The organism is Amycolatopsis palatopharyngis, from assembly GCF_003385185.1.
GTDB lineage: Bacteria > Actinomycetota > Actinomycetes > Mycobacteriales > Pseudonocardiaceae > Amycolatopsis > Amycolatopsis palatopharyngis.
This window is the reverse complement of the sequence record NZ_PQHZ01000029.1, coordinates 60030-85928: the sequence shown is the minus strand read 5'-3', so window position 1 is coordinate 85928 and position 25899 is coordinate 60030. Positions and strand designations below refer to the sequence as shown.

The 25899-nt window shown below is 69.2% G+C and carries 19 protein-coding genes; 7 read left to right on the top strand and 12 right to left on the bottom strand.

What is annotated here, in order from left to right:
* Positions 1 to 70: 70 nt before the first annotated feature.
* Both D0C15_RS35510 and D0C15_RS21365 read right to left on the bottom strand, forming a co-directional pair.
* Positions 71 to 1915, bottom strand: coding sequence for a S8 family peptidase (locus D0C15_RS35510; protein WP_281270723.1), 1845 nt, complete (start codon positions 1913 to 1915; stop codon positions 71 to 73).
* 132 nt (positions 1916 to 2047) lie between these two features.
* The gene (locus D0C15_RS21365) at positions 2048 to 3634 is read right to left on the bottom strand and encodes a S8 family peptidase (protein ID WP_116048414.1); all 1587 of its coding nucleotides are present in this window, start codon (positions 3632 to 3634) and stop codon (positions 2048 to 2050) included.
* 303 nt (positions 3635 to 3937) lie between these two features.
* On the opposite strand from D0C15_RS21365, the gene D0C15_RS21360 reads away from it, so the two are divergent.
* The 4 genes from D0C15_RS21360 (at position 3938) to D0C15_RS21345 (ending at position 10951) form a co-directional block, all read left to right on the top strand.
* A complete protein-coding gene (locus tag D0C15_RS21360) occupies positions 3938 to 6841 on the top strand; it encodes an ATP-binding protein (protein ID WP_245976087.1) in 2904 nt (967 codons plus the stop codon).
* Positions 6842 to 7083: 242 nt separating this feature from the next.
* Positions 7084 to 8028: a serine protein kinase RIO gene (locus D0C15_RS21355; RefSeq protein WP_116048374.1), complete on the top strand. Its 945-nt coding sequence runs from the start codon at positions 7084 to 7086 to the stop codon at positions 8026 to 8028.
* Positions 8029 to 8266: 238 nt separating this feature from the next.
* A complete protein-coding gene (locus D0C15_RS21350; RefSeq protein ID WP_162830183.1) occupies positions 8267 to 9718 on the top strand; it encodes a DEAD/DEAH box helicase in 1452 nt (483 codons plus the stop codon).
* A 57-nt stretch (positions 9719 to 9775) separates the two neighbouring features.
* Entirely contained in the window at positions 9776 to 10951 is a 1176-nt protein-coding gene (locus D0C15_RS21345) for an 8-amino-7-oxononanoate synthase (protein WP_116048372.1), read from the top strand.
* A gap of 35 nt (positions 10952 to 10986) precedes the next feature.
* Here D0C15_RS21345 and D0C15_RS21340 read toward each other — a convergent pair whose 3' ends face one another.
* Together D0C15_RS21340 and D0C15_RS21335 are read right to left on the bottom strand one after the other, a co-directional pair.
* Positions 10987 to 11433, bottom strand: a complete 447-nt coding sequence (locus D0C15_RS21340) for a GNAT family N-acetyltransferase (RefSeq protein WP_116048370.1) — start codon at positions 11431 to 11433, stop codon at positions 10987 to 10989.
* 43 nt (positions 11434 to 11476) lie between these two features.
* Positions 11477 to 12271 (bottom strand): S1 family peptidase, encoded by a 795-nt coding sequence (locus D0C15_RS21335; RefSeq protein WP_116048368.1) that lies wholly within the window; start codon positions 12269 to 12271, stop codon positions 11477 to 11479.
* A 196-nt stretch (positions 12272 to 12467) separates the two neighbouring features.
* Here D0C15_RS21335 and D0C15_RS21330 point away from each other — a divergent pair, with 196 nt between their 5' ends.
* Positions 12468 to 14015: a cobyric acid synthase gene (locus D0C15_RS21330; RefSeq protein WP_245976085.1), complete on the top strand. Its 1548-nt coding sequence runs from the start codon at positions 12468 to 12470 to the stop codon at positions 14013 to 14015.
* 4 nt (positions 14016 to 14019) lie between these two features.
* A complete protein-coding gene (locus D0C15_RS21325; RefSeq protein ID WP_116048362.1) occupies positions 14020 to 15417 on the top strand; it encodes a mycothione reductase in 1398 nt (465 codons plus the stop codon).
* Positions 15418 to 15489: 72 nt separating this feature from the next.
* Here D0C15_RS21325 and D0C15_RS21320 read toward each other — a convergent pair whose 3' ends face one another.
* Positions 15490 to 16758: a CynX/NimT family MFS transporter gene (locus D0C15_RS21320; RefSeq protein ID WP_116048360.1), complete on the bottom strand. Its 1269-nt coding sequence runs from the start codon at positions 16756 to 16758 to the stop codon at positions 15490 to 15492.
* A 67-nt stretch (positions 16759 to 16825) separates the two neighbouring features.
* Here D0C15_RS21320 and D0C15_RS21315 point away from each other — a divergent pair, with 67 nt between their 5' ends.
* Positions 16826 to 17587 carry a FadR/GntR family transcriptional regulator gene (locus D0C15_RS21315; protein ID WP_116048358.1) on the top strand — a complete coding sequence of 254 codons (762 nt, stop codon included), beginning with the start codon at positions 16826 to 16828 and terminating at the stop codon, positions 17585 to 17587.
* A 179-nt stretch (positions 17588 to 17766) separates the two neighbouring features.
* On the opposite strand, the gene D0C15_RS21310 is transcribed toward D0C15_RS21315, so the two are convergent.
* From D0C15_RS21310 to ispG, 7 genes are all read right to left on the bottom strand, one after another.
* Positions 17767 to 19617, bottom strand: a complete 1851-nt coding sequence (locus D0C15_RS21310; protein ID WP_116048356.1) for a helix-turn-helix domain-containing protein — start codon at positions 19615 to 19617, stop codon at positions 17767 to 17769.
* Positions 19618 to 19699: 82 nt separating this feature from the next.
* A complete protein-coding gene (locus D0C15_RS21305; protein WP_162830182.1) occupies positions 19700 to 21076 on the bottom strand; it encodes an MFS transporter in 1377 nt (458 codons plus the stop codon).
* 59 nt (positions 21077 to 21135) lie between these two features.
* Positions 21136 to 21894 carry a 3-hydroxybutyrate dehydrogenase gene (locus D0C15_RS21300; RefSeq protein ID WP_116048354.1) on the bottom strand — a complete coding sequence of 253 codons (759 nt, stop codon included), beginning with the start codon at positions 21892 to 21894 and terminating at the stop codon, positions 21136 to 21138.
* A gap of 86 nt (positions 21895 to 21980) precedes the next feature.
* Complete coding sequence (gene map, locus D0C15_RS21295; protein ID WP_116048352.1) at positions 21981 to 22838, bottom strand: type I methionyl aminopeptidase; 858 nt, start codon at positions 22836 to 22838, stop codon at positions 21981 to 21983.
* A gap of 95 nt (positions 22839 to 22933) precedes the next feature.
* Entirely contained in the window at positions 22934 to 23788 is an 855-nt protein-coding gene (locus D0C15_RS21290; RefSeq protein WP_116048350.1) for a GNAT family N-acetyltransferase, read from the bottom strand.
* Between the two features lie 70 nt (positions 23789 to 23858).
* Entirely contained in the window at positions 23859 to 24704 is an 846-nt protein-coding gene (locus D0C15_RS21285) for an AraC family transcriptional regulator (protein WP_116048348.1), read from the bottom strand.
* 35 nt (positions 24705 to 24739) lie between these two features.
* On the bottom strand, positions 24740 to 25897 hold the full coding sequence (gene ispG / locus D0C15_RS21280) for a flavodoxin-dependent (E)-4-hydroxy-3-methylbut-2-enyl-diphosphate synthase (protein WP_116048344.1): 1158 nt from the start codon (positions 25895 to 25897) through the stop codon (positions 24740 to 24742).
* Positions 25898 to 25899 lie beyond the last annotated feature (2 nt).

The window sequence follows — 25899 nt, the reverse complement described above, 5'->3', positions numbered from 1 at the left end:
CATCACCCCCTACGGCTAACCCGCCGACCGGGGGGTGCGGGTGGGTTCCCCGCACCCCCTGGTGGGTGGGTTAGCCGAAGGGGGTGATGGTGAGGGTGTAGGTGGCGGTGTCGGTGGCTCCTGTGGTGTCGGTGGCGGTGATGGTGATGGGGTAGGTGCCGGGGTTGGTGTTGAAGTTGGTCCAGAAGTAGGCGGTGGAGGTTTGGCCGTTGCTGATGGTGGTGGGGGAGAATTGGACGGTGCCGGGGGCGCCGTGGGCGGTCAGGGTCATGGGGCCGTCGCCGCCGGTGGCGGTGATGCGGGTGGTGGCGAAGAATCCTTGTTGGACGGTGCTGCTGGTTGGGGACAGGGTCAGGGTGATGTCGCTGGGGGGTTGTTCGTTGCCGTCGCCGACGGTGAGGGTGATGGTGGTGGTGTTGGTGCCGGACCCGGCGGTGCCGGTCACGGTCACGGTGCTGGTGCCCGTGGGGGTGCTGGTGGCGGTGTCCAGGGTCAGTTTCGCGGTCTTACCGGCCGCCACCGTCGACGGCTGGAACACCGCCTCGGTCCCGGACGGCAACCCCGACGCCGACAACGCGATGTCCTCAACACCAGCCTCACCCGCGGTCGTGTTCACCGTCGCCGACACAAACCCACCCGGCTCCACACTCACCGAACCCGGCACCACCGACAACGAAAACTCACCGTCCGGCGGGTCGCCTGGGTCACCGCCACCGATGAATCCGGTGTACAGCAGGCGGTTCGGCGAACCGCTGCCCGGGTTCCTGACGACGCCGGTGGTGGCGTTGGAGTTCAGCGCCTCGCTGACCTGTGCCGGGGTGGCACTCTGGTTCGCCTGCAGGTACAAAGCCACCGCGCCGGCGGCATGCGGGCTTGCCATCGACGTACCGGACATGTTGGTGCTGCCGTTGTCGCTGCCGTTCGAGGCGGAGGTGATGTTGTTGCCGGGAGCGAACAGGTCTACGCAGCTGCCGTAGTTGGAGAAGCTGGCCCGGTTGTCCTGTGCGTCGGTCGCGCCGACCGTGATCACCTCGGGGATCTTCGCCGGGCCGGTGTTGCAGGCATCCGCACCCGCGTTTCCTGCGGCCACTGCCGTGCTGACGCCCGCGTCGATCATCCCGGCCATCGCCTCGTCACCGATGTTCGGCGTGTCGAAGGTCAGGCTCATGTTGGCGACGGCGGGCAGTGCCGCGTTCTTGGTGACCCACTCGATGCCCTCGATGGAGTCGGAATCGGGCGCCGATCCCCCGCAGCCGAGCACCTTCACCCCGACCAGGCTGACGTTCTTGGCCAGCCCCCAGGTCTTTCCGCCGACCGTGCCCGCGACATGCGTGCCGTGACCGTTGCAGTCGTTCGCGTCCGGGTCCTCGTCGACGTGGTCGTACCCGCTCTTCGCCCTACCGCCGAAATCGTTGTGGGAGTAGCGGATCCCGGTGTCGATGATGTAGGCGGTGACCGCGTCGGCCGTGTTGTTGTAGGTGTACTTCTCATCCAGCGGCAGCTCCCGCTGGTCCACCCGGTCGATGCCGTAGGTCGCACCGGTCTGGGTATCGGCGATCTTCGCCGTACCGTCCTCGAACACGGTCCGCACCGAAGGCTCCGCGGCGAGCTTGCGCGCATCTGCCGCGCTCATTCCGCGCACCGCGAATCCTTGCATGGACGCGGTGAACGTGGACTTCAACTCGGCGGAGTACTTCTCCACCAGGGTTGTGGCAGCCTGCTTGACCGCATCCGGACTCGACGTCGCCTGCACTCCGTCCTTCAGCGACACCACGTAGCCGCCGGGGACATGCTGGCTCGCCTGCACGATCGACCCCTCGGCCGCCGTCGCCGCCGTGGCGGACGCGCCGATGCCGGTGGCCAGCACCATGGAGAACACCCCCACGACACCAACCGCTCTTCTCGTTCTTCTCATGCTCGGTCGTTCCCTTCAAGAACCGTCGAATCGACGGGGATCGGTTACGGGGAAACGGGTCCGCGGCGCGGAGCTGTGGACCTCCGCGCCGCGGACACTGCCCCTCCTGGAATGGAGCTCAACCGGCGTGACTCAGAAGGTCACGCCGAAACTGTCGATGCTTCCGGAGTCGTAGTCGTAGACGTCCTGCACTCGCAGCTTCCAGATCCCGGTGCGGTTCTCAGCGGAGGTGTCGACCGTGTAGGTCTTCGTCAGGTCCACCGAACTCTCACCACCAGCGGCCTTCAGTTCGTACACGGTTCCACTCGGGCCGACCAGGTCGATCTTCAGGTCACCGGTGTAGGTGTGCTTGATCGCGACCGCGATCGAGGTGCCCGTCGTGCCCTTGCTCGTGCAGTCGGCGAACGTCAGCTCGCTGGTCACCGCCGAGCCCGAGTCCGGAATGGACACGTCGTCGCCGTTGGTGCCACCGTCACAGGTCGGCGGCTCGACAGGACCACCATCGTCGTTCAGGTAGGACATGTTCAACAGCTCGTTGGGCGAGCCGCTGCCCGGGTTGGTCACCTTGCCGCTGGTCGCGTTACCCACCAGCGCGTCACCCACCTGACTTGGGCTGTCGCTCTTGTTGATCGCCAGGTGCAGCGCGGCCGAACCGGCCACGTGCGGCGTCGCCATCGAGGTCCCGCTGATGGTGTTGGTGTCGGAGTCGCCACCGTTCCAGGTGGAGGTGATGTTGCGGCCAGGGGCGAAGATGTCCGTGCAGCGGCCGTAGTTGGAGAACGACGAACGGGAGTCGTTGCTGTCCGTCGAGTTGACGGTGATGGCCTCACCCACGCGCGCGGGCGATGTCCCGCACGCGTCCGTGTTGGCGTTGCCGGAGGCGACCGCCATCGTCACACCCGCGTTGATGACTCCCCTGGTCGCATCGTCGACCGAGCTGTCGGCCGAGCCGCCGAGACTCATGTTGCCGACAGCGGGCAGCTTGGCGTTCTCGGCCACCCAGTCGAGCCCGGCGATGATCTGCGAGTACTGACCACTTCCCTGGCAGTTGAGCACACGCACGCCCACGAGGTCGACCTTCTTCGCGACACCGTAGGTCTTGCTGCCCACGGTGCCCGCGACGTGCGTGCCGTGGCCGTTGCAGTCGTTGGCCACCGGGTCCCGGTCGATGAAGTCGTAGCCGTCCGACGCGCGGCCCTCGAACTCGTTGTGGGTCTTCCGGACACCGGTGTCGATGATGTACGCCGTCACGCCGCTGCCCGCGCTGTCCGGGTAGGTGTACTTGTCGTCCATGGGCAGGTCCGCTTCGTCGATGCGGTCCAGGCCCCACGTGGGGTTGTTCTGGGTCGCGATCGTCGTGGCGACCTTGTCCTGCTCGACGTAGGCCACGTGTGGTTCAGCCGCGAGCTTGAGGGCCTGGCCCTCGCTCATCTTCGCGGAGAACCCGCGTAGCGCGGTGTCATAGGTGAAGGTCAGCTGCCCGTCGTACTTCGCGGCCAGCTCCTTCGCCTTGGTCTCGACGGCCTGGGCGCGCACGTCGCTGTCCTCGAACACCACGATGTAACTGCCGTCGACGGTGCCCTCGGCACCTGCTCCGCGAATCTCGCCCGTTTCCTGCGCCACGGCGTTACCCGCGACCGCGAAGGCCGCCAGCGCGGTCGCGCCGGCCAGGACGCTCGCCCCCGCGACCCTTCGCCGGGATCGATGATGTTGACGCATCAGATACTCCATTTCGCTGACCTCGTGACCAGGCGGCCACGGCGCGGCATCGGCAGGGGAAAAACTCAGGTAACTCACAGCCACGCTCGACTCACTGTTGGCTCTCCCCATCGGGTGAACAACCGAGGCCTGTCTAGGTATGAGTACGTATCTAATCTCGAACAAATGATCACGATCTGGCCACGAGGCATGGCATTGACCTGCGAAAGCAGGTAGTCGAATCGGACACGAGCATCTACAGTCGGCAAACTCGAAGGTGTGTGTCGCAGGACACATCCAGACTCGGCGAGGTGGGAGCCGACCATGACACGCTCGATGCCGCACAGGGATTCGTCGCTGGCGTGGGGAACCACGGTGCGCACGAGTTCACCCGTTCTGGTCGACCGTTCGGAGGAGCTGCGGACGCTGATCTCCGTCGCGACCCGTCCCGGCGCCGTCGTGTTCGTCGAGGGCGAGGCGGGGGTCGGCAAGACGCGACTGGTCACCGAACTGCTCGAACAGCCCGAGCTGGCCGCACAACGAGTGCTGCTCGGTCATTGCCAGCCACTGCGCGAACCGTTCCCCTACGGCGTCGTGCTCGATGCGCTTCGCGGACTGGACGCACGGCGCATCGACTCCTCCGCGCTGAGCCCTGTGGCCGGCGCCCTGCGCCCCTGTCTGCCCGAGCTGGCCGACGCCCTCCCGGAACAGCCCGAGCCACTCGGGGAGTCGCGAGCGGATCGACACCGGCTGTTCCGGGCTGTGCGCGAACTGCTCACCGCGCTCGGCCCGGTGCTGCTGGTGATCGAGGACCTGCACTGGGCCGACGACGGATCCCGTCAGCTACTGCGTTTCCTGATGTCGCGGCCCCCGGCCCAGCTGAGCCAGCTCGTGACGTACCGCCGCGAGGACGTCCCCGGGGGTATCGCACTCGGAACCGCCTACCGGCCCGCGGCAGGCGGAGTCAGTGCCACGGTGGAACTGCAGCCACTCGACGCGGAAGGGGTCCGCAAACTCACCTCGGCGATTCTCGGCGTCCATCTGGTCTCCACCGGATTCGCCGCGCGTCTGCACGAACGCACGGCCGGCATCCCGTTCGTCGTCGAGGAAACGCTGCGTGCCCTGCGTGACCCCGAGGGCGCCGTGCGCTCCAGTGGCGCGACGGCGCGACGGCTGCTGGACAACGTCGAGGTGCCAGCGCTGCTGCGCGAGGCGATGCTGGAGCGGCTCACCGGGCTCTCGCTGCCCGCACGCAGGGTCACCCAGGCCGCTGCCGTGCTCGGCGTACCGGCCTCGGCCCAGCTGATCACCACGGTGGCCGGGCTGACCACCGAACGGGGCAGGGTTGCCCTGGCGCAGGCACTGCACGCCAACGTGCTGCTGGAACCCGCCGACTGCCGATACGCCTTCCGGCACGCACTCGCGCAGCAGGCGGTCTACCGCACCCTGGCCGGGCCGGACCGCGAACGACTCCACCTGCGGGCCGCGGAAGCACTCCGCGCACAGGATCCGCTGCCACTGGTGCAGCTCGCGGAGCACTGCCGTAAGGCAGGTGCCAGGAATGACTGGGTGTACTACGCCGAGTCGGCCGCCGACGCCGCGGCCACGGCAGGAGACGCGGGAACCGCGACAGCATGCCTGCGGTCATTGCTCGAAAGTCCGGATCTTCCGTCGCCCGATGTGGACAGACTGGCGGGAAAGCTCAGCGGGGTGGCCTTCAACGGTCTCGCCCAGCACGAGGTCACCGCCGCGTTGGAGCGGCTGCTGACCGACCCCCGGCTTTCCGGTGTGGTCCGTGGAGAGGTGCGGCTCAGCCTCGGTCTGCTGCTCATCCGGCAGGCAGGCGGCCTCGCCGCGGGCCGGCTCGAGATCACGCATGCGATCAACGAGCTGGAACATCGGCCGGAGTTGCGCGCCAAAGCGATGTCCGTGCTCGCGCAGCCCTACATCGGCACCACGCCGGTGGCGGAGCACCTGCGCTGGCTCGACGAGGTGGACAAGATGGTCGAGCAGGCGGGACCGGGCCCGATGTCCACCGGCCTACTGGCGAACAGCATCGCCGCCAGATTGCATGTCGGCGATCCGGCGGCATGGCGGCTGGCCGAGCGGCTACCCGAGCGCGTGACGACCGCGGAGGAACAACGGTTCCTCGCCCGAGCACACTGCAACATCGCCGACTCGTGCTCCTGGATCGGTTACCACCACCGCGCACACGACTACATCCGCAGCGGCATCCGCCTCGCGGCCGACTGCGGAGCACCGTTTGTCGTGAGCACCGCCCGCGCGACCCAGGCACACGTAGACTGGCTCACCGGATCGTGGGACGGCCTCGCCGAGCGGGCGCAGCGGCTGCTCGAGGAGTACCACGACCTGTTGCCGATAACCGGCGAACTCTCCCTCGTACTCGGCTCGCTGGCGGTCGCCGCCGGTGAATGGGACCGCGCGGCCGGGCACCTCGAACACACCGGCATCGACGATCCGGAGAACGCCGTCACCCCGGTGGTGCTCGCCGCCCATTCGGAGATGATCCGCCTACAGCTGGCGAAGGGAGACCTGCAGGAGGCGACGGCACAGGCCGACCGGGCCCTGCGGATCCTGCGCAAGAAGGGTGTCTGGGTGTGGGCTGGCCCGCTGGCGCCATCCGCCGTCGAGGCGTTCTGCCGGTCGGGCCGGGCATCCGAGGCCCGCACCCTGGCCGAGGACCTGGAAGCGGGCATCGCCGGACACGACACTCCTGTCGCTCAGGCCGCGCTCACCCACTGCCGCGGACTGCTCGCACTGGAGGACGCCCTGCCGGACCGGGCCGCCGAACTGATGGGCGAGGCAGCGGCCGCGTACGAGGAACTCCCCGCTCCCTATCTCGCCGCGCTGGCCACCGAACGGCGAACCCGGCTGCTCGTCGAGCAGGGTCTCGACGCGGGGACCGAGGCGCTCCTCGCCCGGCTCGCCGCGACGTTCGACACGCTCGGCGCCGCACGAGACGCCGCACGCTGCCGGCACCTGTTGCGTTCGGGCGGTGCGGGACAGCCGTCGCGGCGGGGCAGGCGGGGCTACGGTGACGAGCTCTCGCCCCGCGAGCGCGATGTCGCTCGGCTGGTGGCCGACGGGCGGACGAACAGGGAGATAGCGGACGCCCTGTTCCTTTCCCGCAGGACCGTCGAGCAGCATGTCGCCGGAATTCTGCGCAAGCTCAAGCTCAGCTCGCGCACCGAACTGCGGATGCACTGACCGCTCACGAAAATCGGTTGCGGGCGCGTGCGGCGGACGCCATGGTGGACCGGTCCGGCACGTAGCTGTGATCGCGCCCGCACGTTCTCGATACGGGCACCGAGCGAATGCGCTGAGTGGAACGAGAGGAGGTAGCCGATGGCCGTCGATGTCGCGGATGCCGTCCGCACCCTCTCCGCTGTCCCACCCGGCTGAGCCAGTCGTACCGGTGGGGCTTCCACTTCTGCCAAGGAGTCTCACCAGTGCGATCGCACGATTTCCAGCACGCTCATGACGACCTTCCCCGTCGACGGCGCAAACCCCGATTCGACGACGAGATCCAGCCCGCCCGTTCCGGCCGCCTCACCGAGGCGGCCAAGGAACGTCTGCGGGAACTACGCGACGACGCGTTCGAGACCGAGATACCCGGCGACGGCGACCGCTGGTCCACCTGGGGCGACTGCGAGCAAGGACCGCGCCCCCTGCCCGCGTGGGTGGTCACCGAACTCGGTGCGGTCGACACCGAGCTCGGAGTACTCAAGACCGGCAAGGAGGCCGACGTTCACCTGCTGCGGCGTGGCCTGCCGGGCGCGGAGCCCAGTTGCCTGCTCGCCGCGAAGCGGTACCGGGGCGACGAACACCGGCTGTTCCATCGCGATGCCGGCTACCTCGAGGGCAGGCGCATGCGCCGCTCGCGAGAGATGCGGGCGATGCGACAGCGGACGTCCTTCGGTCGCAACCTGGTCGCCGAGCAATGGGCCGTCGCGGAGTTCGCCACACTCGCGACGCTCTGGACCGCGGGCGCCCCCGTGCCTTACCCGGTCCAGCGGGACGGGACCGAGTTGCTGTTGGAGTTCATCGGCGACGCCGACGGCACAGCGGCTCCCCGGCTGGCCGAACTGCGCCCGCGGGGAGGTGAACTGCGTGATCTGTGGCACCAGACGACGGCGGCTCTCGAGTCACTCGCCGTGCGCGGCCTCGCCCACGGCGACCTCTCCGCCTACAACATACTGGTCCACAAGGGACAGATCGTGTTGATAGATCTTCCGCAGGTGGTTGACGTGCTGGCCAACCCGTCCGGACTCGACTTCCTCGCTCGTGACGTGCGAAATGTGGCGAACTGGTTCGCCTCGCGAGGTCTGCCGGACGACATGCTGGACGTGACCGGGCTCACCGCCGATCTCCACGCCGCGATGGGGCTCACCTGAGGCCGCCCACTCGCTGAGGTACAGTAGGTGACGCACCGCAACTGACAGCGCGCTTTCGCGCCGTCAGCCGGCAGACAGGCGCGGTGCTCCACCCCCCAACGGTGTTGTGGTTCCCCCGCGGGATCGCCGCCGGGTTCGTCCCTGTGAACGCCCACTTGATCTTCATGTCAGCCCGCCTGCGTGCGGGCGCCCGGGCCTCCTTGCGACGTTCCACGTCCGAGAGGCACGAGGCATTTCTGTGACAGTCACGCTCGATTCCGACCGTTCGACCCGTAAGCCGAAGCAGCACGCCGGCGCGGATGCGCTCTCGCGCACCGCCAGCGGCGCTCCGGTGAAGTCGTTCGCCGAATTGAACCTGCCCGCTCCGCTGCTGCGCACGCTGCAGGAGGCGGGAATGAACACCCCATTCGCCATCCAGGCGGCGACGCTGCCCGACGCGCTCGCCGGCCGCGACGTGCTCGGCAGGGCACAGACCGGTTCGGGCAAGACCCTCGCTTTCGGCCTCGCCCTGCTGACGCGGCTCGACGGCGGCAAGGCCCGCGCCAAGCGCCCCAGGGCGCTGGTGCTGGTCCCGACCCGGGAACTCGCCATGCAGGTCGCCGACGCGCTGACCCCGCTGGCTAAGTCGATGAACATGTGGTGCCGCACCGCCGTCGGCGGGATGGCCTTCAACCGGCAGGCCGAGGCACTCAACCGGGGCGTCGACCTGCTGATCGCCACCCCCGGCCGGCTCTCGGACCACGTCCGGCAGGGCACCTGCGTGCTCTCCGACGTCAACTTCGTCACGCTCGACGAGGCCGACCAGATGGCCGACATGGGCTTCCTGCCCCAGGTGCGGGAGATCCTCGACCTCACCCCGGCTCGCGGACAGCGACTGCTGTTCTCCGCCACGCTCGACGGTGACGTGGAGAAGCTGGTCAAGGCGTACCTGACCGACCCGGTCACGCACTCGATCGCACCGATGACCGCCAGCGTCACCACCATGGAGCACCACCTGCTGCAGGTGTCGCACCAGGACAAGCAGGCCGTGCTGACCGAGATCGGCGCCCGCGAGGGCCGCACGATCATGTTCGTCCGCACCAAGCACCACGTGGACCGCCTCGCCGAGCGCCTCAGGGCCAGCGGCGTGCACGCGGCCGCGCTGCACGGTGGCAAGACCCAGGGCCAGCGCAACCGCGTGCTGTCGGACTTCAAGGAAGGCAGGACTCCGGTCCTGGTCGCCACCGACGTCGCGGCTCGCGGCATCCACGTGGACGACATCAGCCTGGTCGTGCACGTTGACCCGGCAGCCGACCACAAGGACTACCTGCACCGTGCGGGCCGCACCGCGCGTGCGGGCGCCTCAGGCACCGTCGTGACGATGGTCACCAACGATCAGCGCCGCATGGTTCGCCGGATGATCGACCGCGCAGGCGTCAAGGCGGAGCAGACCGTTGTTCGCCCCGGCGAGCACGAGCTGACTCGGATCACCGGTGCGCGCACCCCGAGTGGCGAGCCGGTCCCCGAGCCCAAGTTCCGTGCGCCGCGGTCCTCCTCTGGCGGACGCCGTACCGGTGCTCCGGCCGGTCGCGGAAGGCCGCCGTTCGGCGGTCGTCGCGAGCAGGGCGGCAACGGCGGCGGCCGAGGCCGGTCGCAGTTCGGCAGGCCGCAGGGCGGCCGAGGGCCAGCCCGTCGCCGTACCGAGGGCTGATATCCAGAACCTAGGGTGCGGTTCTGCCGCTTCCCAGGCGATGCGAGACTGCCAGACGTGAACGCACCAGGACCCGCCATCGCCGCCGCTCCGCCCGAACAGGTCTTCGACTGGCTCGAGACCGAGGCGCAGCGGCGTGCGGAGGCGGGTCTTGTGCGTCGTCTGCGGGCCCGCACACCCGACACCGGCGAGCTCGATCTCGCCGGTAACGACTACCTCGGCCTGGCCAGGGAGAAGCGGGTCGCAGGCGCTGCTGCGGCGGCCTCCCTGCGCTGGGGCGCGGGCTCCACCGGTTCCCGGCTGGTCACCGGCTCCACGGAACTGCACGCCGAACTCGAGCACGAGTTGGCCCGGTTCTGCGGCACGCAGGCAGCACTGGTGTTCTCCTCGGGCTTCGCCGCGAACCTCGGAGTCGTCACGGCGCTGTCCGGCGCCGAATCGGCGATCGTGACGGACAAGTACATCCACGCCTCACTGATCGAGGGCTGCAGGCTCTCCCGCGCGGACGTCGCCGTCGTCGCCCACAGCGACCCCGACGCCGTCGCGCACGCACTGCGCACCCGCCGCAAGCAACGAGCGCTGGTGGTCACCGACTCGGTCTTCTCCGTGGACGGCGATCTCGCCCCGCTGACCGAACTTTCCGCGGTCTGCCGGGAACACGGTGCCGCACTGCTGGTGGACGACGCACACGGGCTCGGTGTGCTCGGCGACGGCGGCCGGGGAGCGGTCCACGAAGCGGGCCTCGCCGGTCAGCCGGACGTCGTCACCACCATCACCCTCTCGAAGTCGCTCGGCGCCCAGGGCGGAGCCGTTCTCGGGCCCCGCAGGGTGATCCGCCACCTCGTGGACACCGCGCGCAGTTTCATCTTCGACACGGCACTGGCACCCGGGAGTGCGGCGGCGGCTCTGGCCGCGCTCGGGGTGCTACGCGGCGAACCGGACCTGGCCACCAAGGTCCGCACCACCGCCCAGAATCTCGCCATGCGACTTGGCGACGCGGGGCTTTCCGTCAGCGCGCCCGCGGCGGCCGTCGTCTCGGTACGCGCGCCGAGCGCGGAGGACGCGGTGGCGTGGGCGGCCCGCTGTGCCGAACAAGGAATCCGGGTCGGCTGTTTCCGGCCGCCCTCGGTGCCGGACGGCGTGTCCCGCCTCCGGCTCACCGCCCGCGCCGACCTGACCGAGTCCGATGTAGACCGCGCGGTCGCGGTAATCACCGAAACCGCCCCCAACTGACCCGAGTTGGCAGTTCCGGCGCCCGACTTTGCAGTTCAGGCGGCCGGCCTGCGCATGGTGATGTGCGGGATCCCGTCCTCCAGGTACTCCGACCCCACCGTCAGGTACCCGAACTTCGCATAGAAGCCGGTGGCGTAGGTCTGTGCGTCGAGCACACTCTCAGCATCACCGATGACGTCGAGGGCGGCAGCCATCAGCCGAGCGGCCAGCCCGCTACCGCGGGCCTTCTCCGACGTGCACACGCGTCCGATCCGGTAGCCGACATCCGGTTCCACCAGCACTCGCAGGCAGCCGAGTACTCCCTCAGCCGCGTCCTCGGCCTCGATCCAGAAGTGCCGTGTGCTCGCCAGCAGGTCCTTGCCGTCGAGTTCGGGATAGGGACATTCCTGTTCCACCACGAAGACGTCAACGCGCAGCCGGAGAATCGCGTAGGCATCGGCCGTGTTCAGTTCGTCGCCGCTAGCCACCTTGATGTCACTCATCCTGGCAAGTCAATCACGCCAGGACCGGCGCGGTTCTACCTGGTCAGTCCGTTTGTTCCCGGATCTGGTCGGCGTAGGTGGACACCCTGGTGTACACACCGGGCTTGCCCGCCTCGGCGCAGCCTTCGCCCCAGGACACGATGCCGATGACCCGGCTGCCGACCATCAGCGGCCCGCCGGAGTCACCCTGGCAGGCGTCGACACCACCCTCCGGGTAGCCCGCGCAGAGCATGGTCGTCGCATCGTAGCTGCGGAATGCCTTGCCACAGTCGCTGTCGCTCACCACCGGCACCTGCGCGCTGCGTACCGTGTTCGACCGCGCTCCCCCGGCCGACATGCGGCCCCAGCCGATCACGGTGGCCTTGGTCCCGGCCGCGTACAGCTCGCTGTCGTCCGCATCGGCCACGGTGGCAGGACGGTAGGGCACCCGGTCGCGCAAGGTGAGTACGGCGAGATCGTTCCCGGCGGACGGCTCCTGGTACCCAGGGGCGATCCAGACGTCCCGGACGGACACTTCCCAGCCGTCCCGGGACCGTTTGTCCTCCCGGCCGGCGACCACCCGCAGGTCGGCGCGCCGCACGGCCAGCGCACAGTGCGCGGCGGTGGCGACCGACCGGGAGCCGACGAGCACGCCACCGCAGTACTGGTGGCCGCCGCCGTCGGTCAGGAACACGGCGTAGGGGTGGTCGGCCAGGGAGGCCTCCTCGCCACCGACGATGTTCGGCTGGGCTCCCGCCCTCGGCGTCGCTACGTCCGCTCCGGCGGATGGGACGAAGGCCGCGGCGGCGACCAGGGCCAACGCGGCCGCGATCGGGGCGCGCCGGTACCTCTGCGGCATGAGATCATCCCTCCGGTCCTACGACTGGCTGTAGGCGCGCCATTACCGGCAACACCTGCTTCGGCGATACACCCTAATCGGCTGAAGCCCAATCCGGTGTCGCTGAACCGGGTGGTGTCCGCGGCGCTTCGGTGGCTCTGCGAAGCTGAACGGCGTGCGGACGACGGCAACGGGACCTCGGCGTGGCGGGCTGGTTGTGGCTGGTACCACCTCGGATGCGGGCAAGTCGACCGTGACCGCGGGCCTCTGCCGCTGGCTGGCGCGCCAGGGGGTGCGGGTGGCGCCGTTCAAGTCGCAGAACATGTCGAACAACTCGATGGTGTGTGCCGACGGCGCCGAAATCGGCAGGGCGCAGTGGCTGCAGGCGGTCGCGGCCGGTGTCGAACCCGAGTCGGCCATGAACCCGGTGCTGCTCAAGCCGGGCGGGGACCGGCGTAGTCACGTCGTGCTCCGGGGCAAGCCATGGGGCGAGCTCGTCGCGGGCGAATGGGCCACGGGACGCGCCGCGCTGGCCGAGGCCGCATACGCGGCCCTCGCCGAGCTGCGTTCCCGGTTCGATGTGGTGATCTGCGAGGGAGCGGGCAGTCCCGCCGAGATCAACCTGCGCTCCGGGGACTACGTCAACATGGGGCTGGCGCGGCACGCGGATCTGCCGGTGCTGGTGGTCGGCGACATCGATCGCGGCGGCGTACTCGCCGCGATGTCCGGCACGCTGGCACTGCTCGAACCATCCGATCAGGCGCTCGTGGCGGGCTTCCTGGTGAACAAGTTTCGCGGCGACCCCGCCCTGCTCCGGCCGGGACTCGAGTCGCTCGAACAGCTGACCGGCAGGCCCGTACTCGGGGTGCTGCCCTGGCTGGCCGAGGCATGGCTGGATTCCGAGGACGCGCTAGCGATGGCGGGCTGGGGCAGCCAGGAACCCGGCGATGGTGCGACTTTGCGGATCGCCGCGGTGCGCTTTCCCCGTGTCTCCAACGCCACCGACCTCGACCCGCTCGCCGCCGAACCAGGTGTGTCGGTGGAGGTCACCGCGGATCCGCACGTGATCGCGGCGGCGGACGTAGTGGTGCTGCCCGGCACTCGGTCCACTGTGGATGACCTCGCATGGCTACGGGAACGAGGCATCGAAAGGGCGCTGCGGGCCAGGGCCGAGCAGGCCCGGCCGGTGCTGGGGATCTGCGGCGGGTACCAGATGCTGGCCCGCACCATCGAGGATTCGGTCGAATCGCGTATCGGCTCCGTTCCCGGCCTCGGGTTGCTGCCACTGTCGGTGCGGTTCGCCGAGGAGAAGTCGCTGGCCAGGCCCACCGGCTCCTGGCGGGGGCATTCCGTACGCGGTTACGAGATACATCACGGTGTCGTTCGTATCGAGGATGCGGCACAGGACGGCCTCGAACCGTTCCTCGACGGGGTCCAGAGCTCAGCCGTATGGGGCACCATCTGGCACGGAGTCTTCGAGAACGACGAATTCCGGCGGGCATGGCTGACCGAGGTCGCAGGGCAGGCGGGGGTGGACTGGCACCCTTCGGCCACACCCGGCTTCGCGGCACGGCGGGAGGCCATGCTGGACCGGATCGCCGACGCCGTCGAGGAGCATGCCGACACCGCTGCTCTGCTGGATCTCATCGGCTCCGGTGCCCCGGCCGGGCTACCGTGGGTGCGGCTGGAGCGAGTGCACGACGGGAACAACGCCGGACCCCCGCGGGTTAACCAACTGTCGACAGGAAAGAACAGCGAAGGGTGACACGGTGACGCACTACGACCTGGTGATCGTCGGAACCGGATCGGGGAACTCCATCCTCGATCACCGGTTCGCCGACTGGAAGACGGCGATCGTGGAGAAGGGCGTGTTCGGCGGCACCTGTCTCAACGTCGGTTGCATCCCGACCAAGATGTTCGTCCACACCGCCGACCTGGCGGCCGTTCCTGCGGCCGCGGCCAGGCTGGGAGTGGACGCCGAACTGCGCGGGGTGCGCTGGCGAGACATACGCGACCGGATCTTCGACCGGATCGATCCCATCGCCGCGGGCGGACGGGAGTACCGGACGTCGCATGTGGACAACTCCGCGGTCACCGTGTACGAGGGTGAAGGCCGCTTCACCGCGCCGAAGGAGATGCGGGTCGCCTTCAGCGACGGCAGCCCGGCCGAGACGATCACCGCGGACCGATTCGTCCTCGCGGCAGGTGGACGCCCCGTCCTTCCTGACGTTCCAGGTCTGTCCGATGTGGAATACCACACCTCGGACACCGTGATGCGCGTGGACGAACTGCCGGAGCGGGCCATCGTCCTCGGCAGTGGGTTCATCGCGGCGGAGTTCGCGCACATCCTGGACGCGTTGGGCGTGCAGGTCACCGTGATCGCACGCTCGGGCGCCCTGCTGCGCGCCGAGGACGCCGACATCAGCACTCGATTCACCGAGATCGCCCTCGACCGCTTCGACGTGCGCCTGCACCGCAACACGCTGCGCGCCCGGAACACCCAGCACGGAGTCGCCCTCGACCTGCACGGTCCCGACGGCGAGGAAACGGTCGAGGCGGGCCTGTTGCTGGTGGCCACCGGGCGTAGGCCGAACTCGGATCTGCTCGACGTCACGGCAGGCGGCATCTCCACGACCGACGGCGGACACGTTGTCGTGGACGAACACCAGCAGACCGATGTAGACGGTGTATACGCACTGGGAGACATCAGTTCCCAGTACGAACTCAAGCACGTCGCCAATCACGAGTCACGGGTGGTGCAGCACAACCTGTTGCACCCGGACGAGCCGATCGCGGCGGACCACCGATTCGTACCGCACGCGGTGTTCGGCTCTCCGCAGATCGCGTCGGTGGGCCTCACCGAGCGGGAGGCCAAGGAGCGGGGCCTGCGCTATGTCACCGCCACTCAGGAGTACGCGGGGATCGCCTACGGCTGGGCCCTCGAGGACACCACCGGGTTCGCGAAGCTGCTCGCCGACCCGGCGACCGGGCAGCTACTCGGTGCGCACATCATCGGACCGCAGGCGCCGACGGTGATCCAGCCGTTGATCCAGGCGATGAGCTTCGGGCTCGACGCCCGCACGATGGCTCATGGCCAGTACTGGATTCACCCTGCGATGCCGGAGTTGGTCGAGAACGCGCTGCTGAACCTGCCGCTGGACGACTGAGCGGCGGCGGCCGTACTCAACGGGCGGCTGTGATCGCCGGATCGCGAGATCGGACCGGGCGGCCGTGCGGCCTCAGACGTAGCGCGGCCGCCCGGCGATCCAGCCCGCCACCAGTTGGATGGTGAGCGCCACGATCAGCATCACGAAGGGCAGTGTCCAGCCACCGGTGAGGTCGTGCAGCAGACCGAACATGAACGGACCCAGCGCGGCCAGCAGGTAACCGAAGCCCTGTGCCATGCCGGACAGCTGGGCCGTCTCGGCGCTGGTCCTGGCCCGTAGCGCGATCGTGGTCAGCGCGAGGGAGAACACGCTCATCCCGAGGCCGAGCAGCAGTGTCCACAGCAGCGGCGCGGCCCCGGGCGCGAGCAGCAGGCCGAACAACCCGGAGAGGCCGAACACGCCGAGTCCGACGATCCAGCCGCTCTGACTGCCCTGCCTTGCGGCGAGGGCTGGGACCGTCAGGCTGATCGGTACCGCGATCAGGGAGAGCACACCGAGCAGGAGACCCGCGTTGCCCTTGCTCACCCCGGCGTCCATCAGCACCTCGGGCAACCAACCCATCACGACGTAGGCGAGGAACGCCTGCAGGCCGAAGAACAGCGTGACCGTCCAAGCCAGCGGGCTGCGCAACAGGGAGCGGCGGGGACCGTCGCCTGCGCGGGGAGCGCCCGCGGAACGCATCGCACCGCCCCTGGTCGCGACCGCCCAGACCACCAACGCGACCAGCGCCAGCACGGCCCAGCCCGCGAGGGCAGGTCGCCAGCCGCCGAGGGCGCTGTCCAGCGGCGGTGTGGCCGCGGAGCCGAGCGCCCCGCCCGCCTGCAGCGAAGCGGTGTAGACCCCGGTCATCAGCCCGATCCGGGCGGGGAACGAGGACTTGACGACCACGGGGATGAGTACGTTGGCGAACGCGATGCCCGCCGTTGCCACCAGGGTGCCGCCGAGCACGACCAGGGGACCGTCCAGTACGCGCAGGACGAGTCCACACGCGAGCACTGTGAGGGCGATACCGATCGCGGCGGCCATTCCGACCCGCCTGGCGAGCCATGGCGCTGCGAGTCCGGCCGCGGCGAAGCTCAGCCCCGGCAACGTGGTCAGCACGCCCGCCCAGGTGGCCGACGCGCCGAGACTGGCCCTGGCCTCGCCGAGCAGCGGACCGACGCTGGTGATCGCGGGGCGCAGGTTGAGTGCGACGAGCACCACTGCCACCGCCAGTAGCAGCCCGCCGACCACCCGCGTCTGCCTGCTGTCGATCAGCGCCTCCACCGAACCGGGGGCAGAGAGATCTTGCTGGCGCGAGGGGCTGGAGTCGACAGGCACCCGGCCAGTATGACAAAACATAGGATGACTGGATGAATGATGTTCCGCACTATCCTTGTCCACGTCATCGGACCGAAGGGATACGCCTGTGCCTCTGGCCACAACCCGCCGCACCGGACTCGTCGAGCAGGTGATCAGCCAGCTGCGTGAACTCGTCGCCGACGGGGAGTGGCGCATCGGTCACCGGATACCCACTGAGGCGGAGCTGGCCGCGGCGCTGAGTGTGGGACGGAACACAGTTCGCGAAGCCGTCCGCGCGCTCGCGCACAGCGGCCTGCTCGAGGTGCGGCAGGGCGACGGGACATACGTGCTCGCCACGAGCGAGGTGTCCGGGGCGATCCGGCGGCTGTGCGGCTCGGAACTGCGCGAGGTACTGCAGGTCCGCCGCACGCTGGAGGTCGAGGGTGCTCGGCTGGCGGCCACCTCCCGCACGGACGAGGAACTGGCCACGCTCGGCGCGCTGCTCGACGAGCGGGACAGAGCGTTGACCGAAGGCGACCTCGGCGACTTCGTGCGGATCGACGCGGAGTTCCACGCGACGGTGGTGCAGTGCGGGCACAACTCCCTGCTCAGCGAGCTTTACCGGGGCCTGACTGAGGTCGTCGAGCAGAGTGTGGCCAGCACCGCGCGATTGGCGAACGAATCGCCGGGCGCACGCGACGCCGATGCAGGTGAGGCAAGGCGAGGTGCTCAAGGAAACGCGGACAGCGGCAACGAGATCGGGCACCGTGGCCTGCTGCACGCGATCATCGACAGGGACCCGGCGAGAGCGGCCGCCGAGGCAGCAGGCTTCCTCGACGAACTCCTGGCCGACCTCGACGTCACCTCCCATCCCCTCCGCCAGTCCTGATGCGCCCTCACCTCCACAGCTTGGGGCGTCTGCAAGTACCACCATGCAAGATCAAGTAGTGCTGTAACCGCTACCAAGTCAGCCACACGCCAATCAGCTTGGCGGTAGAAAAAGGCGATGTCGATCTTGCTTGGGCGTACTTGCAGACGCTCCAACCTGGGGACGTGGCGAGGTGCGGGTCAATTCGGGGGTGGGGCGGCACTGGCCAGTTGGTGAAGGCGCAGGGCCAGTTGCAGTTCGAGCGCCTGGTCCGGCTCCTGCCAGCCCGGGCCCAGCAGCGCCGAAATCCGTTCCAGCCGCTGGGCCACCGTGTTGACGTGGACGTGCAGTTCATCCTTCGCCCTGGTCAGGTTGCCCGCGTTCGCGAAGTACACGCGCAGTGTGTGCTCGAGCCGAGTGCCCCTGCGCTGGTCGTAGTCGAGTACCGGCCCCAAGGCCGACCGGACGAACCCGCCGACGTCGGCGCGGTCGCCGAGCAGCACGCCGACGAAGCCCAGGTCCTCGGCGGCCGCGCCCTGCCCGCTGCGGCCGAGCGCGACCAGTGCCCGCAGGCAGTCCCGCGCCTCGCGGTGGGCGGCGGCGATCGCGGCTGGCCCGGACACCGGTCCCGCCGCACCGGCGCTCACCGGGATCCCGAGCAGGGTGCCGAGACGTGCGGCCATCGTCGAGGCCACATCGCCAGGTCGCACGGCCGGATCCGCGTGCCCGTCCGCCTCGACGAGTGCGACGACTCCTTCGGCATGGACACCCGCGAGCGTGGCGGAGCGGGCCGCCACCGACGCCAGCCTGACCCTGGCAACGTCCTCCGCCCGAAGTGCCAGCACCACGTGCGCCTTCCCGAGATCCACCCCGAGCCTGCGCCCTCTGTCCAGCAGAGACACCGGATCACGCGCTGGCACCGTCAGCAGATCGGTCACCAGCTCACCGCGAACCCGGTCCTCGGCCTCAGCCGCCGAACGGCGCAGCAACAGCAGCAGCGCGGTCACGACACTCGCCCTCTCGAACAGCCTGCGGTCGGCGTCGTCGAGATCGATTCGGCCGGTGAGGCTGATGCTGCCGAGCAGCTCGGGGCCGGCCAGCACCGCACACAGCCAGCCCGCGCCATCCGTGACCGCCCGCCCCGACGCACGCGACGCGGCAACCGCCCGCTCGGACCGGTCGGCCCTGCCAGGACCGGAGCGGCCGAGCTCGGTGCCATCCGCGTCGTGCACGACGATCCCGCCGCCGAGCACCTCGGCCACTGCCGCCGCCACCTCCGGCACGTCACCGCCGCCGAGCACCAGCGCTGTCAGCCTGTCGTGCGCCTCCTGAGCGCGCGCGATCGCCTCGTGGTGCGCACTTATCGTGCGGTTGGCCGTGGCCACCTCCTCCAGCGCCGCGTCGCTCTCCTGCAGCAATCTGGCGTTGTCGATGGCGATCGCCGCGTGGTCGGCGAACGACGAAAGCAGCGCCACCTCGTCCGGGGAGAACGTGCGGGGACGACGGTCGGAGGCGTAGAGCACGCCGATCACGGTCTCCCCCAGCGCCAGCGGGACCCCGAGGATCGCGACCAGCCCCTCGTCGCCCACCGCCCGGTCGATCGGTCCTGTGTGGTCGAAGCGGTCGTCGGACGGGTAGTCCGCGGTGGCGTACGGCCGGGCGGTCTGCGCGACCAGCCCGCCCAGCCCCTCCCCCATACCCAGGCGCAGCTGCTGGAAAAGCGCCGATGCGGAACCATCCGTGACCCGCATGTACGTGCCGCCGTCCGCCGCGTCGTTGAGGCTGAGGTAGGACACGTCCACCCGCAGCAACATGCGCGCCCTGCGCACGATCGAGCGGAGGACGGCGTCCAGATCCCGGAGCCGGGCCAGGTCGCTCGCGGTGTCGAACAACGCCGCCAGTTCCGCCTCCCGCCTGCTGTGCGCGTCGAGGGTCCGGCGGATCCGCATCGCGAGCCGCACGAGACCGTCGGCCGCGGGCACGCGCGCCAGCTCCTCGGCGCTCGCGCCCGCGGCCAGCAGGTCCAGTAGCCGGTGGCCCGGGTCGGTCATCCGCTCATGCCCCTTGCCTCACTCGCCGGCGGGCCGCACATCGCTCAGTGCCGTGCCCGACTCGCTCACGGTGCCAGTCCACTCATGTTGTCACCGAAGCACGGTCCGCGGCCCGCTCGGCAGCGGAATCGGCGGCCTCCGCTTCGGTGTCGTGCTCCTCGCCAAGTGAGCTTCCACGCGTCTCCTTGGCCAGGTACACGGCCACGATGGTCAGCACGCAGGTCGCCGCCACGTAGAACGAGATCGCCAAGCTGCTGCCAGTGGCGGCGAGCAGGGCGGTCGCGATCAGCGGGGCGAGCCCGCCCGCGATGATGGACGCGAGCTGATAACCGATGGAGGCGCCGGTGTAGCGCACCCGTGTACCGAACAGTTCCGCGAAGAAGGCCGCCTGCGGCGCGTACATCGCGCCGTGCAGCACCAGCCCGACCGACACCGCGAGCACCATCGCACCCTGCGACGTGGTGTCCAGCAGGGCGAAGAGCACGAACGACCACACCAGCATCCCGCTCGCCCCGAAGATGTAGACGATCCGGCGACCGAGTATGTCGGAGAGCCATCCCCACGCCGGGATGCTCACGAAATGGATCGCCGAACCGATCAGCACGGCGTTGAGCCCGGCCGCCTTCGGCAGGTCCAGTTCGGTGGTGATGTAGACCAGGATGAACGCGGTGATCACGTAGTACGACACGTTCTCCGCGAACCTCGCGCCCGAGGCGATGAGGATCTGCCGCCAACCATCACGCAGCACACGCACGATCGGCGGCTTCTCCGGGACGACCTGCTCCCGCGCCTTGCGTGCCGCCTCGAGGAACACCGGGGACTCCGCGACCGAGAGCCGGATCCACAGACCGATCAGCACGAGCAGGCCGGACAGCAGGAACGGGATTCGCCAGCCCCATGCCTCGAAGGCCGCGTCCGACTGCACCGAGGCGAGGATCGCCAGCACACCGGTGGCCAGCAGGTTGCCGCCAGGGGCGCCGGCCTGCGGCCAGGACGCCCAGAACCCGCGCCGCCGCGCGTCACCGTGTTCGGACACCATGAGCACCGCGCCGCCCCACTCGCCGCCGAGGGCGAACCCCTGCAGCAGCCGGAGCAGGATCAGCAGCAACGGGGCGGCCAGCCCGATGGAACCGTAGGTGGGCAGCAACCCCATCGCGAACGTGGCACCGCCCATCATCAGCAGGCTCAGTACGAGCAGCTTCTTCCGGCCGACCTTGTCCCCGAAGTGGCCGAAGACGAGCCCGCCGAGCGGTCGCGCGAGAAAGCCGATCGCGAACGTGCCGAGGGCCAGGATGGTGCCGACCAGCGGATCGAACCCCGGGAAGAACAGCTTGTTGAACACCAGCGACGCGGCCAGGCCGAACAGGAAGTAGTCGTACCACTCGATGGTGGTGCCGATCATGCTGGCGCCGACGACCTTGACGATCGAGCGGCGTGGCGGGGATTCGATTTCGGACATGGCTCATCACCACTTCGTTGTGCGGATGGGGCGGATGGGCGGATGGGCGGATGCGAGATTCAGGCTGCGGTCCAGCCGCCGTCGAGGGGGATCGAGGCGCCGGTCAGGTGTGCCGAGTGGTCACCGCAGAGCCACTGCACGACGGCGGCGACCTCCGCGGGTTCGATCAGGCGTTTCACCGCCGTGCGCGCGAGAAAGACCTCGTCGAGGACCTCGGTCGTGGAGATACCCCGGCTTTGCGCCTGTGCGCGGACCTGGCCCTCGACCAGCGCTGTGCGCACGTATCCCGGGTCCACGCAGTTGCTGGTCACGCCGTAGGGGGCACCTTCGAGAGCGGCGACCTTGCTCAACCCCTCCAGGCCGTGCTTGGCGGCCACGTAGGCGGCCTTGAACGGGCTCGCCCGCACGCCGTGCACGCTGGAGATGTTGATCAGCCGGCCCCAGCCCTTCCGGTACATCGCGGGCAGACAGTGGCGCATGAGCAGGAACGGGGTGTGCACCATCAGCCGCTGCATCATCGCGAACCGCTCGGGGGCGAACTCGTGCAACGCCGCGACGTGCTGCACGCCTGCGTTGTTGACCAGGATGTCGACGTCGTCGGGCAGGCCGGCGAGCCCGTCGTCGGTCAGGTCGGCCAGATCGACGACGTGCGCGACGGCGCCGGTCTCCGCCGCCGTGGTGGTAGCGGTAGCGGCGTCCACGTCCGCGAGGTGCACCCGGACGCCCTCCGCCGCGAGCGCGGCCACGCAGGCCCTGCCGATCCCGCTCGCGCCACCGGTGACGAGGGCGGTACGGCCGTGAAGCGAACTGCTGGTCATGGCTGCCGACGTTAGAAGTGAACCGTCGTCGCGGCCATGTGCGTGGGACCTACAACCCTGGACCGATCCGTGTAGGGATCATCCACCTACGGCAGGGTGAGAATCTCCGCGCCGGAGTCGGTCACCAGGAGGGTGTGCTCGAACTGCGCCGTCCACTTCTTGTCCTTGGTGGTGACGGTCCAGTCATCGGCCCAGACGTCGTAGTCGATCGTCCCGAGTGTGATCATCGGTTCGATCGTGAAGGTCATGCCCTCCTCGATGATGGTGGTCACCGAGGGCTCCTCGTAGTGCAGCACGGTGGGGGCGGTGTGGAAGGCGGGGCCGACACCGTGGCCGGTGAAGTCCCGGACGACGCCGTAGCCGAACCGCTTCGCGTAGGCCTCGATGACCCTGCCGATGACGTTGAGCTGACGGCCGGGACGCACCGCCTTGATCGCGCGGGCGGTGGCCTCGCGGGTGCGCTCGACGAGCAGCCGAACCTCCTCGTCCACGTCCCCGGCGAGGAAGGTGGCGTTCGTATCGCCATGCACCCCGCCGATGTAGGCGGTGACGTCGATATTGCAGATGTCACCGTCCTCGATCACCGTCGAGTCGGGGATACCGTGACAGATCACCTCGTTGAGCGAGGTGCAGCAGGACTTCGGGAATTTCCGGTAGCCCAGCGTCGACGGATAGGCGTTGTGATCGAGCAGGAACTCGTGAATCACCTTGTCGACATCGTCGGTGGTGTTGCCCGGCTTGACGGCCTTGCCGCCCTCCTCGAGCGCCTGCGCGGCGATCCTGCCGGCCACGCGCATGGCCTCGATGATCTCCGGGGTCCGGACACCGTTGCCGGTGTCCCGCTTGGGCGCGGGCCGGTCCACGTACTCGGGACGGGCGATGCTGGCGGGAACGGCACGGCGCGGCGTCTGCACGCCAGGCTTCAACGGGGCACGAACGGGCATGCCTCCACCCTACGACGATCCCCGAAGGCACACCCCGCCGCCCGTGGTCGGAACACCGGAGCGCGGACGAACATCACACTCCAGAACAGTCGCGCTCAGAACAGCACGGTCGCATACCGGCCGACCTGCCGGAAACCGATCTTGCGGTAGGCCGCGAGTGCGGGGGCATTGAAGGAGTTGACGTAGAGGCTCGCCGTCCGCCCCATTCCCCGGACCAGCCGGTTGACCACCGCCGCCGTGCCCGCCGTACCGAGGCCGTGACCGCGCCTGTCCGGGTGTACCCAGACTCCCTGGATCTGCCCCACTGTGCTGGAAAGCGCGCCGACCTCGGCCTTGAAGACGACTTCGCCACCCTCGAACCTGGCGAACGCCCGGCCACCCGCGATCAGTTCCGCCACCCTGGAGCGGTAGCTGGTCCCGCCGTCGCCGCTGCGCGGATCGACCCCCACCTCCTCGATGAACATGTCGATCGCGGCGGGCAGGTATCGGTCGAGCTCATCCGGGCGCACCGGACGCACGAACGGGTCGGCCGGCAGTGTGGGCAGCCCGTCCAGGGCCATCAGCGGCTGGTCCTGGCGGATCTCCCTGGCGGGTCCCCACTCCACGGAGAGTTCCTCCCACAAACCGAGCACCTGCTCCGCGGGACCGACCAGTGAGGAACAGGTGCGCTGGCGGCGCAACGCGCGGTCGGCGAACGAACGGAGTGCGGCGGCGTTACCCCGCAGCGGGATGAGGTTGGGGCCGGAGAAGCAGAGGCCGTGCAGCCGCCCCGAGCGCCCCGCCCGGGCGTCCGCCGCCCAGATCTCGCCACCAAGGCGCCACGGATCGAGCCCGGCCACCTCCACCCGGGCGGACACCATGCAGCTACCGACCGGGTCTGCCGCCAGCGCGGCACGAACCGCCGGGTAGTCCCGATCATCGAGCAGCCGCGCACCAGCTAGCCGCAACACGCTACTAAGACTGCCAGATAATTCGCGGTAACGGAAAAGTTTCGTCCCGACACGCTGGGTCCCTGTTCGATCAGGTGCCCTGGTACTTCTCGTCCGCTGTCCCGGCGAGATCTTGGAGCGCCGGGAGTTCCTCGGCGATCCAGGTTCCGGGCGAACAGCCCGCCAGCGCCCGCCACTCGTTGCTCAGGTGCGCCTGGTCGTAGTAGCCACAGGCGACAGCGACACCGGCGAGGTCCCCCGGTCCGTGTTGTCGCAACAGGGCACCCGCGCGCTCGAACCGCAGCACTCGTGCCGCCTGCTTCGGCGTGAGACCCAGCTCTCGCCGGAACCGCTCGGTGAGATGACGTCCGCTCCAGCCCACCTCCTCGGCAAGCGCGCCGACCCTGACTCCGCCTCCCGCCGTGAGCAGCCTGCGCCAGGCCTGTCCGACCTCGGGAGGCGAAGCCCTGGCCGGGGCGACGGCAGCCAGATGCGCCAGGAACACCTCGTCGAGGATCGCGAACCGCCGTCGCCAGCTGTTCGTCGCGGCGAGCCGGTCCGGCAGGGCCACCAGCCCCGGCGACCCGAGATCGGCGAGATCGGCCACAACGCCGCTCAACTCGGCCGCGGGAAAGCCGAGCAGCATTCGGGTGCCGAGTGGGTTGAGTTGGAGATGCAGGCCGGTCTGGGAGCGGTCCTGCTCGATCAGCATCGGAGCCAGGTGTATGCCGCCGACCAGCGCCTGCAACCCCCGCCCGGGCTGATCCACGCGGGCCATGCGTACCGGTTGCTCGAGACTGATGACCAGTGTGGCGTAGCGCGACGGCAGCCCTCGGTGCACGCGCGGCGTCACCTCGTGCCGGCGATATCCGATGTAGCGGCTGATGAACGGCCGCAGTGCCGGATGCGGCTGCCGGACGGCCCACTCGTCGACCACTGGCCCAGTTTAGAGCCGGTCGGCGCGAGGGCAGGTCAGCCGACGGTGACCTGTGGCTCGCCCGTGGCGGCGTCCCCGCTGTCCTCGCTCTCCTCGGCGATGCGCATCGCTTCCTCGATGAGGGTTTCCACGATCTGGTGCTCGGGGACGGTCTTGATGACCTCACCCTTGACGAAGATCTGGCCCTTGCCGTTGCCGGAGGCGACACCGAGGTCGGCCTCGCGGGCCTCGCCCGGGCCGTTGACCACACAACCCATCACCGCGACGCGCAGCGGGACCTCCATACCCTCCAGCCCCGCGGTGACCTCGTCGGCCAGCTTGTACACGTCCACCTGCGCACGCCCGCACGACGGGCAGGACACGATCTCCAGCTTGCGCGGCCGCAGGTTCAGCGACTGCAGGATCTGCGTGCCGACCTTGACCTCCTCGACCGGCGGCGCCGACAGCGACACCCGGATCGTGTCGCCGATGCCCTGGCGCAGCAGCGCGCCGAACGCGACCGCCGACTTGATGGTGCCCTGGAACGCCGGACCGGCCTCGGTCACACCGAGGTGCAGCGGGTAATCGCACTGCTCGGCGAGCAACTCGTACGCCCGGACCATCACGACAGGGTCGTTGTGCTTCACCGAGATCTTCACGTCGTGGAAGTCGTGCTCGGCGAACAGGCTCGCCTCCCACAGGGCCGACTCGGCCAGCGCCTCCGGCGTCGCCTTGCCGTACTTCTCCATCAGCCGCTTGTCCAGCGAACCTGCGTTGACCCCGATCCGGATCGGGGTGCCGTGGTCCTTGGCCGCCCGCGCGATCTCCTTGACCTGGTCGTCGAACTTGCGGATGTTGCCCGGATTCACCCGCACCGCGGCGCAACCGGCCTCGATGGCGGCGAACACGTACTTGGGCTGGAAGTGGATATCGGCGATCACCGGGATCTGCGACTTCTGCGCGATGGCGGGCAGGGCCTCGGCATCGTCCGCGCTCGGGCAGGCCACGCGCACGATGTCGCAGCCCGCCGCCGTCAGCTCGGCGATCTGCTGCAGCGTCGCGTTGACGTCCGAGGTGACCGTCGTGGTCATGGACTGCACGGAGATCGGGAACTCGCTCCCGACTCCGACCGACCCGACCTGCAACTGACGTGTCGCACGCCGCGGCGCCAACACAGGGGGAGGCATTGCGGGCAAACCAAGTCCGACAGTCATCG

Coding starts and splice junctions, on each gene's coding strand:
- D0C15_RS35510 (WP_281270723.1), bottom strand. CDS start 1,915: ATGAGAAGAACGAGAAGAGCGGTTGGTGTCGTGGGGGTGTTCTCCATG.
- D0C15_RS21365 (WP_116048414.1), bottom strand. CDS start 3,634: ATGCGTCAACATCATCGATCCCGGCGAAGGGTCGCGGGGGCGAGCGTC.
- D0C15_RS21360 (WP_245976087.1), top strand. CDS start 3,938: ATGACACGCTCGATGCCGCACAGGGATTCGTCGCTGGCGTGGGGAACC.
- D0C15_RS21340 (WP_116048370.1), bottom strand. CDS start 11,433: ATGAGTGACATCAAGGTGGCTAGCGGCGACGAACTGAACACGGCCGAT.
- D0C15_RS21335 (WP_116048368.1), bottom strand. CDS start 12,271: ATGCCGCAGAGGTACCGGCGCGCCCCGATCGCGGCCGCGTTGGCCCTG.
- D0C15_RS21320 (WP_116048360.1), bottom strand. CDS start 16,758: ATGTTTTGTCATACTGGCCGGGTGCCTGTCGACTCCAGCCCCTCGCGC.
- D0C15_RS21310 (WP_116048356.1), bottom strand. CDS start 19,617: ATGACCGACCCGGGCCACCGGCTACTGGACCTGCTGGCCGCGGGCGCG.
- D0C15_RS21305 (WP_162830182.1), bottom strand. CDS start 21,076: ATGTCCGAAATCGAATCCCCGCCACGCCGCTCGATCGTCAAGGTCGTC.
- D0C15_RS21300 (WP_116048354.1), bottom strand. CDS start 21,894: ATGACCAGCAGTTCGCTTCACGGCCGTACCGCCCTCGTCACCGGTGGC.
- map (WP_116048352.1), bottom strand. CDS start 22,838: ATGCCCGTTCGTGCCCCGTTGAAGCCTGGCGTGCAGACGCCGCGCCGT.
- ispG (WP_116048344.1), bottom strand. CDS start 25,897: ATGACTGTCGGACTTGGTTTGCCCGCAATGCCTCCCCCTGTGTTGGCG.